1 protein-coding gene is annotated in these 537 nt (G+C 36.3%); it reads right to left on the reverse strand.

Annotation, left to right across the window (positions count from 1 at the left end):
- On the reverse strand, positions 1–537 hold a 537-nt coding region (locus ABEB23_RS18225), incomplete at both ends, for an LTA synthase family protein (RefSeq protein WP_348814143.1).

The raw sequence follows: 537 nt of genomic DNA on the forward strand, positions 1-537 counted from the left end.
GGCTTGTTTTCTTTCGCTTCAGCGTTCATGATTTTGATTGCTTTGTGATACATGTCTTCATCGCAAACTCCCCAAACATTCGAAAAAGTTATTTCATTAGCAGAAAAACTGGATTTGTCTATAATCTGGTAACCGTTTCCGGAGTAAAAACTCTGCATATTATCAAAAAACGCATCTCCGCCGTACATAAATTTTACATTGTAGCCTTTTTTAAGAAATACAGATCCTGTAGAAAATTTATTTTTATTGTCTTCTCTTTTTACAACACTTTCGCCTGCAGTTGGCGGAAGACATAAGGTAACGGCCTCCAGACCGCGGACTGTTCTGTTTCCTGCCGCATATAAATTGGTAAAAGTTAAACTTTTTTGCGCCAGGCTGTCTAAAAAAGGTGTAATGTTTTGTTTGTTTCCATACATCTTCATAAAATCGGCACTAAGACTTTCGACTGTAATTAAAACTACATTTTTGTGTTCCTCGGGAGAATCGTTTTTTATTTCCTGTAAAGTGTTATTTCCTGAAATGGATGGAAATTGCTCT

The sequence above is a fragment of the Flavobacterium maritimum genome, assembly GCF_040049085.1.
Lineage (GTDB): Bacteria > Bacteroidota > Bacteroidia > Flavobacteriales > Flavobacteriaceae > Flavobacterium > Flavobacterium maritimum.